Below are 7064 nucleotides of genomic sequence, written 5' to 3'. Positions count from 1 at the left end.
CTTGAGGCGCAGCGATGCGCTTCGAAGCCCCGCGTTGACCAGCCCTAGCCATCACGAACTGGAGGTGTGATCCAGATGGCTACGTTTCATGTAAGCGAGCAGACCCACCGGCAGGTGCTTCCTCAGCCTGCCGCTCTGGAATCCGTGGGAGCAGACACGCCCGAGGGTGGGCACGAAACGGCTCACGGACTCCCGGCGACGCCGGGCACTGCCATGGAACCTGGGCGAGGGGAGATCGGTTCGGCCGCACCGCCGGACCGGCGTCACCCCGAGGGCGCTTCGGCGCCTGAGGGAGCGAACCGTGAGGTTCACCCGGCCGTGTTCATCCTCGACCGCCACGGCCACCCGCTAGACCCCTGCCATCCTGCCCGTGCCCGTCGGCTTCTGGCGGCAGGGCGGGCGGTGGTGGTGCGTCACACCCCGTTCGTTATCCGTCTCAAAGACCGGTCGGCCGCCGACTGCGTTATGAACGGCGTCGCGATCGGTATCGATCCCGGTTCCAAACACACCGGCCTGGCCGTGTTCACCGACCATGACGGGAGCCGGGCCGGACGGTATGCGATCCAGCTCGACCACCGAGGCGCACTGATCCGCGACAGGCTCGCTTCGCGGGCCGCACTGCGCCGGGGCCGCAGGTCACGCAACCTGCGCTACCGCGCCCCCCGGTTTCTCAACCGCACCAAACCGAAGGGATGGCTCGCGCCATCCCTGCGACACCGCGTCGACACCACCATGTCGTGGGTGGCGCGGCTGACCCGGTGGGCGCCCGTGGCAGCCGTCCACGTGGAGCGGGTCTCCTTCGACACCCACGCCCTGTCGGCCGGACGGCCGCTCGAAGGAGCGGAGTATCAGCAGGGCACCCTCGCCGGGTACGAGGTCCGCGAATACCTGCTGGCCAAGTGGGGGCGGGCGTGCGCGTACTGCGGTGCGAGCGGCGTACCGCTCAACCTCGACCACATCCACCCCCGCAGCCGGGGCGGCTCCGACCGGATCAGCAACCTCACCCTGGCCTGCATCCCATGTAACCAGACCAAGAACGCCACTCCGGTAGAGGTGTTCCTCAAGGACAGTCCCGCACTTCTCTCCAGGATCCTCAAACAGGCGAAAACACCGTTGCGCGACGCGGCGGCGGTCAACGCCACCCGGTGGGCGCTGTGGCGGGCCCTGGAAACGACTGGCCTGTCGGTTCACACCGCCTCCGGTGGCCGCACGAAGTGGAACCGCTCCCGCACCGGTGCCGCCAAGTCGCACACCTTGGACGCGCTGCACGTCGGCCCCCTGGCAGGCGTCACCGCCTGGCCTTGCACGGTCCTGGTGGTCAAGGCGACCGGGCGCGGCACCTACGCCCGCACCCGCACCGACCGCTACGGCTTCCCCCAGCTACGACTCCCCCGGACCAAGCACGTCAAGGGGTTCGCCACCGGCGACCTGGTCCGCGCGACCATCCCGACCGGCAAGAAGGCCGGAGTCCACACCGGGCGGGTCGCGGTCCGCACCACCGGCAACTTCAACATCACCACCCGACACGGCACCGTACAGGGCATCGGCCACCGCCATATCCGCCTGCTCCAACGAGCCGACGGCTACGGCTACACCACCCACCCAGAAACGCGGCGCGGTGCCGCGTTTCCTCCCCCGCCTGAAGAAGGGGGTCTCCACACTGGAGGTATCCGATGAAGACCGTCGTGCTCGATGACGACCCCACCGGCACCCAGTCGGCCAGTGGGGTCCGGGTGCTGCTGCGCTGGGACGCCGCCCGTCTCACCGAGACGTTGCGCGCGGTGGACTCGGTCTACCTGCAGACGAACTCGCGGGCGATCGACGAGGCCGCGGCGGTGGCACTGTGCCGGCGGATCCGCGGCGAGGTCGACGCGGCCTCGGCCGAGCTGGACACCGAGATCCAGGTCGTGCTGCGCGGGGACTCGACGCTGCGTGGACACGTCTTCGCCGAGACGGACGTGTTCACCACCGGCGACAGCCCGATCCTCTTCCTGCCGGCCTTCCCCGACGGGGGCCGGACCACGGTCGGCGGGGTGCACCATGTCCTGGTCGGCGGGGTGCCGACCCCCGCCCACCTGACGGAGTACGCCAACGACCCGGTCTTCTCCTTCCGTCACGGCGACCTGGTCGGGTACGTGCGGGAGATCGGTGCCAGGGAGGCGTTCCCGGTGCCGCTCGAGGAGGTCCGCTCCTCGCGGGGAGAGGCCGTGGCCGCGGCCCTGCTCGCCGCTCCCGGCCGCACCGTGGTGACGCCGGACGCCGAGACCGACGAGGACGTCGATCTGGTCCACCGGGGCCTGCTGGCGGCGCGGGAGCGGGGCAGGCCCGTGGTCGTCCGTTCCGCGGCGCCGCTGGCCGCCCGGTGCGCCGGCGCGGTCAGCCGGGGTCTGCTGCCGCAGCCGCTGAACGGCGGTCGCGGCCCCGTCCTGGTGGTCTGCGGTTCGCACACCTCGGGGGCGACCGCTCAGCTCGCGGAACTGGAGCGGCGCCGTGGCGTCACCGCGCTGACGATCAGCACCGAGGCGGCACTGCGGAACGGCACGGCGGCCGGTCACGCCATCGTCGCGGACGCGAGGAGGGCGCTGACCGGGGAGGGCATCGCGGTGATCAGCTCGGAGCGGGTGCGCCGCGAAGGCCACAACACCCTCGCGCACGGCAAGGCGGTGATGACCGCACTCATGACGGCGGTCCGCGAGCTGTCGGACACCGCCCGCGTGGTGGTCTCCAAGGGGGGCATCACCTCGGCCGAGGTGACGGCCACCGGACTGCGGGCCGCCGCCGCCACCGTGCGGGGCCAGGTGCTGCCGGGAGTGTCCGTCTGGGACCTGGACACCGACGCGGCCGCCACGACCTGCGTGGTCGTGCCGGGCAACGTGGGCGGCCCGGACGTCCTGGTGGAGGCCGTCGAGGCGATATAGACGACCCGCGATCACCACCCCGCCAGGGGGAGCGCCGAGCCGTTCATCGGGCCTTCGGGGCTGTAGACCACGCACATCACATCGCGGTCGCCGTCGGCCCAGGTCTCCCGGGTCGGCATGACCGGGTAGAAATCCAGTCCCGAGGCCGACTCACCGCTCCAGTTGCTGTCGAACCCCCGCCGGCAACTCTCCCGGGCGAACGTGGTCAGCGCGGCCGGATCCCATTCACCGTCGGGGGCGTGCACGAAGCCGTACGACTGGTTGGCCGCCTGCTCCCTGCAGGGTGTGTAGAGCACGACGACCTCGGTCGCCTCCGGGGAGTAGGCCGGGTCGGTGAAACACTCCCCCGCCTCGATGTGCAGGAGCCCGCCGGTCTCCGCGGTGATGAAGGTCTCATCCTTGACCATCGGCCCCGCCGGGCCCGTCGTCCCCGACGTGGACGGCGGCAGGAAGAGCGCGCCGAGCACCACGAAGCCGGGAAGCAGCGTCCAGCGGCGGGCGGACCGCCGGTCACCGGCCTGCCGGGGGCCCGTCATCAAATACCTCCCGTTCGGCGGCCTCGGCCTCGGCCCGGGAGGAGGAACCCTCAGCGAAACCGCGTGCCATGTGGCGCAGGTCGCGAAGTAGGCGTATGTGTTTCCTTTCCACCCGAGCCCGCTCGCACGATGTTAGGCGCGCGCCACCGAACGCGAGGGCAACGGAAGGTGTCGAGCGCACGGCCTTCCGGCGACATCAATGGTGCGGTTGGGGCCAGAGATACCTGGGAGGAGGTGTTCATCCGGGTGTAATGCCCTATATGGGCTTTTGTCCCTCTTTTCTGGATCAATACCGACGTCTACCGCACTCCCTCGGTGGAATGTGATCCCTCCTTGGAGAAGAATTCATGATGGGCAAAGCCAAACTGCCCCGATCCGCCGGATCCCGGCGTACCAGGCTGACGGCGGTGAGCGCGGGCGTGCTGATCGCCAGCGGCCTCGCGTTCAGCCCGGTGGCGTTCGGCGCGGCCGCGCCGCCGAAGTACCCCGCCGCCGATATCCACAAGCCCTCCCCCATGCCCGACCGGGTCATCCTCACTCCCACCACCACGCCGTCGGCCAGCCAGAAGGTCACCTGGCGGGCCGTGACCGACGCCGATTCGGCGCAGGCCCAGATCCTTGAGGCCCCGCGCGCGCTCGGCGATGTCGCGCCGTCCGCGGGCGCGGTCACCAACGTCAAGGCGATCAGCACCACCCCGGTCAACACCACGCTGGGGTACGCCTCCATCTACCACACCGTCGAGTTCACCGGCCTGAAGCCGAACACCCGCTACAGCTACCGGGTCGGCGACGGCACCAACTGGGCGGAGTGGAGCGACTTCACCACCGCGGCGGCCGACCTCCAGCCGTTCTCGTTCATCTACTACGGCGACGCGCAGAACTACATCGACTCCGCGGTGCCGCGCGTCTTCCGCCAGGCGTTCGCCGACCGCCCGCAGGCCAAGATGATCGTCAACGCCGGTGACCTCATCGACTCCGCGAACAGCGAGGAGCAGTGGGGTCAGTGGTACAAGGCCGCGGGCTTCATCGACAGCCAGGTCAACAACCTCTCGATCCCCGGCAACCACGAGTACAGCGGCAGCCTGTCCACCTTCTGGCGTCCGCAGTTCCCCTATCCGGACAACGGACCGGGTAACCCGGAGCTGAAGCAGACCGTCTACACCGTCGACTACCAGGGCGTGCGCTTCATCGGCCTGGACTCCAACGTGCAGAGCAACACCACCCTGATGGCCGCGCAGACCACCTGGCTGGAGGGTCTGCTCAAGGACAACCCGAACAAGTGGACCGTGGTGACCTTCCACCACCCCGTCTACTCCACCACCGGCACCCGCAACAACCCCGCCGTACGCGGCCAGTGGGGCCCGCTGTTCGAGAAGTACGGCGTGGACCTGGTCCTCCAGGGCCACGACCACTCCTACGGCCGCGGCAACGTGGCGACCGCCCGCAAGTCGGTCACGGTCAACAACGGTGTCGCCTACGTCGTGTCCGTCTCCGGCGGCAAGATGTACGCCCTCAACAACGGCGAGAACTGGACCGGAAACGGCGCCGAGGTCGTCAGCAAGAGCCAGAACACCCAGCTCTACCAGCTGATCGACATCGAGGCCGACAAGATCACGTTCGAGGCCCGGTACGCCAACGGCGAGCACCACGACGGCTTCGTCGTCCGGAAGAACACCAAGGGCGAGCGCACCGTCAACGAGGTCCGTACCGCGGAGAACACCGTCGGTGAGCAGGTCACCGTCGACAAGACCGCCGTCGAGCACCGCGGCGAGCTCACGATCTCCGCGTACGGCTACGACCCGGCCGAGCGGGTGTCCGTCTTCATGAAGAAGGCGGGCGACGGCAACCCTGGAAAGGGGAACGACACCATCTCGATCGGCACGCAGGAGGCCGATGAGCTGGGCCGTCTGACCTACACCTTCAGGGTGCCGAGCAACCTGAAGAAGGGCGAGACCTACGTGGTCTACCTGGACAGCGCCAACCAGAAGATCACCAGCCCGGCCGTCACGGTCGACAAGAAGTAAACCCGCCAGGGGACGGGGCCGCCGTCACGGCGGCCCCGTCCTCCGGACGTGCCGGAGCCTTGTCGGACAGGAAATCCATTGAAAATCCATGCCCGTACGCTGGCGGGCGCGCTGCTCGTCGGCGCCCTGGCCGGCTGGGCCACCCCGGCCGCCGCCCACCCCTTCGGACCACCGTCCACCGCACGGATCGAGGCCGACGGCTCGCACGTGACCATCTCGTGGCTCCCGGCCGAGGACGACTGGGTCGCGCTCGGCCAGTCGCTCGGCGCGTTCGAGGACCCGTCCACCGGCACCGTCTCGACGGAGCTGACCGGCGAGCAGAAACTGGAGCGCTCAACGGCCCTCCGCGACTACCTGCTGGAGAAGATCACGGTCGCCCAGGCCGGCCGGCCGTGCGAGAGCCGGCTGGAGGAACTCCGGGCGCTGCTCGTCGACGGCGCCCGGTTCGTCTTCGACTGCCAGAGCCCGGTGACCGAGGTGGAGGTGACGGTCGCCGCTCTGACCGATCTCAACACGGCGTACCGGACGATGCTCATCGCGGACACGCCCGCCACCCCCAAGCAGACGCTCTTCACCGAGGCGGTCAGCACCCAGCGTCTGAGCTTCTCCGGCACGGCGGGGAACGGCATGTCCTGGCAGACGACGAGCGTCGCCGTCGGCGCCGCCGTACTGCTGGCCGGGGCGGGCGCGTTCGTCATGCTGCGCACCCGGCGCAGGGTGAGTACGACGGGTACGCGATCATGACGGAGCTCAGCGGCTTCGAGAGCCGGTTCATCTCGCTCTTCGACAACAGGGGCGTCTTCTGGGCGGTCCTCGCCGTCGCCCTCGTCGCCGGAGCGATGCACGCGGTCGCCCCCGGCCACGGCAAGAGCGTCACCGCGGCCTACCTGGTCGGCACCCGGGGCAACTACCGCGACGCGCTGCGCCTGGGAGTCATCGTCGCGTTGATGCACACCTTCTCGGTGCTGGTGCTGGCGTTCGCCTGGGTGGGACTCAGCAGCGCCGCGAGTTTCGGCACGGAGAGCGTCACCGCCTGGATGCAGGTGCTGGCCGGACTGGTCACCATCTGCGTCGGCATCCACCTGACCTACCGCCACCTCCAAGGACGCCGGCGCCAGGCGCAGCACGGACATGGCCACGGGCACGGACATGGCCACGGGCACGGGCACGGGCACGGGCATCAGGTCGAGGACGGGCCGGACCCCTGGTCACGCCGGGGCCTCGTCGCGCTCGCCCTCTCCGGCGGCCTGCTGCCCTCCCCGTCGGCGTTCGTCGTCCTGATGAGCGGGCTGCTCACCGGCCGGGCCTTCGACGCCGTCGCGCTCGTCGCCACCTTCGGCGTGGGGATGGCCCTCACCCTGACCGGCGTGGGCGTCGTGACGATCCGGGGCTACACCTTGCTGGCCCACGGAGCCCACAGGTGGTCACTGGCCTCCGCGGTAATGGCCTGGGCCCCGGCCGCCGCCGGCCTCGCGGTCTCCTCCGCCGGCGGCCTCTACCTCGTCGCGGCGCTGGGCACCATCACCGGTTGACACCCGGCCGCGCGCCGGAATGTCCGCCGGATCGGGCGTGGTGGACATCCAGGG

6 protein-coding genes are annotated in these 7064 nt (G+C 69.9%); 5 read left to right on the top strand and 1 reads right to left on the bottom strand.

What is annotated here, in order from left to right; translation table 11 throughout:
* Positions 1 to 318 precede the first annotated feature (318 nt).
* Entirely contained in the window at positions 319 to 1677 is a 1359-nt protein-coding gene (iscB, locus tag ABZU75_RS15275) for an RNA-guided endonuclease IscB (protein WP_355554255.1), read from the top strand.
* On the top strand, positions 1674 to 2918 hold the full coding sequence (locus tag ABZU75_RS15270; RefSeq protein ID WP_355554252.1) for a four-carbon acid sugar kinase family protein: 1245 nt from the start codon (positions 1674 to 1676) through the stop codon (positions 2916 to 2918). The genes iscB and ABZU75_RS15270 overlap by 4 nt, the downstream gene beginning before the upstream one ends.
* 11 nt (positions 2919 to 2929) lie before the next feature.
* On the opposite strand, the gene ABZU75_RS15265 is transcribed toward ABZU75_RS15270, so the two are convergent.
* On the bottom strand, positions 2930 to 3454 hold the full coding sequence (locus tag ABZU75_RS15265) for a hypothetical protein (protein ID WP_355554249.1): 525 nt from the start codon (positions 3452 to 3454) through the stop codon (positions 2930 to 2932).
* Positions 3455 to 3801: 347 nt separating this feature from the next.
* Here ABZU75_RS15265 and ABZU75_RS15260 point away from each other — a divergent pair, with 347 nt between their 5' ends.
* From ABZU75_RS15260 to ABZU75_RS15250, 3 genes are all read left to right on the top strand, one after another.
* Complete coding sequence (locus ABZU75_RS15260) at positions 3802 to 5478, top strand: metallophosphoesterase family protein (protein WP_355554246.1); 1677 nt, start codon at positions 3802 to 3804, stop codon at positions 5476 to 5478.
* A 78-nt stretch (positions 5479 to 5556) separates the two neighbouring features.
* Positions 5557 to 6222: a hypothetical protein gene (locus ABZU75_RS15255; protein ID WP_355554243.1), complete on the top strand. Its 666-nt coding sequence runs from the start codon at positions 5557 to 5559 to the stop codon at positions 6220 to 6222.
* Positions 6219 to 7010, top strand: a complete 792-nt coding sequence (locus tag ABZU75_RS15250) for a hypothetical protein (protein WP_355554240.1) — start codon at positions 6219 to 6221, stop codon at positions 7008 to 7010. The genes ABZU75_RS15255 and ABZU75_RS15250 overlap by 4 nt, the downstream gene beginning before the upstream one ends.
* Positions 7011 to 7064 lie beyond the last annotated feature (54 nt).

The organism is Streptosporangium sp. NPDC005286 (assembly GCF_040607515.1).
GTDB lineage: Bacteria > Actinomycetota > Actinomycetes > Streptosporangiales > Streptosporangiaceae > Streptosporangium.
Note: the sequence above shows the minus strand (reverse complement) of the source record. Positions and strands in the feature narration are given on the sequence as shown.

Bases quoted from the DNA above. Each gene is read 5' to 3' on its own strand.
- ABZU75_RS15270 (WP_355554252.1), top strand. From the start codon at position 1,674: ATGAAGACCGTCGTGCTCGATGACGACCCCACCGGCACCCAGTCGGCC.
- ABZU75_RS15265 (WP_355554249.1), bottom strand. From the start codon at position 3,454: ATGACGGGCCCCCGGCAGGCCGGTGACCGGCGGTCCGCCCGCCGCTGG.
- ABZU75_RS15260 (WP_355554246.1), top strand. From the start codon at position 3,802: ATGATGGGCAAAGCCAAACTGCCCCGATCCGCCGGATCCCGGCGTACC.
- ABZU75_RS15250 (WP_355554240.1), top strand. From the start codon at position 6,219: ATGACGGAGCTCAGCGGCTTCGAGAGCCGGTTCATCTCGCTCTTCGAC.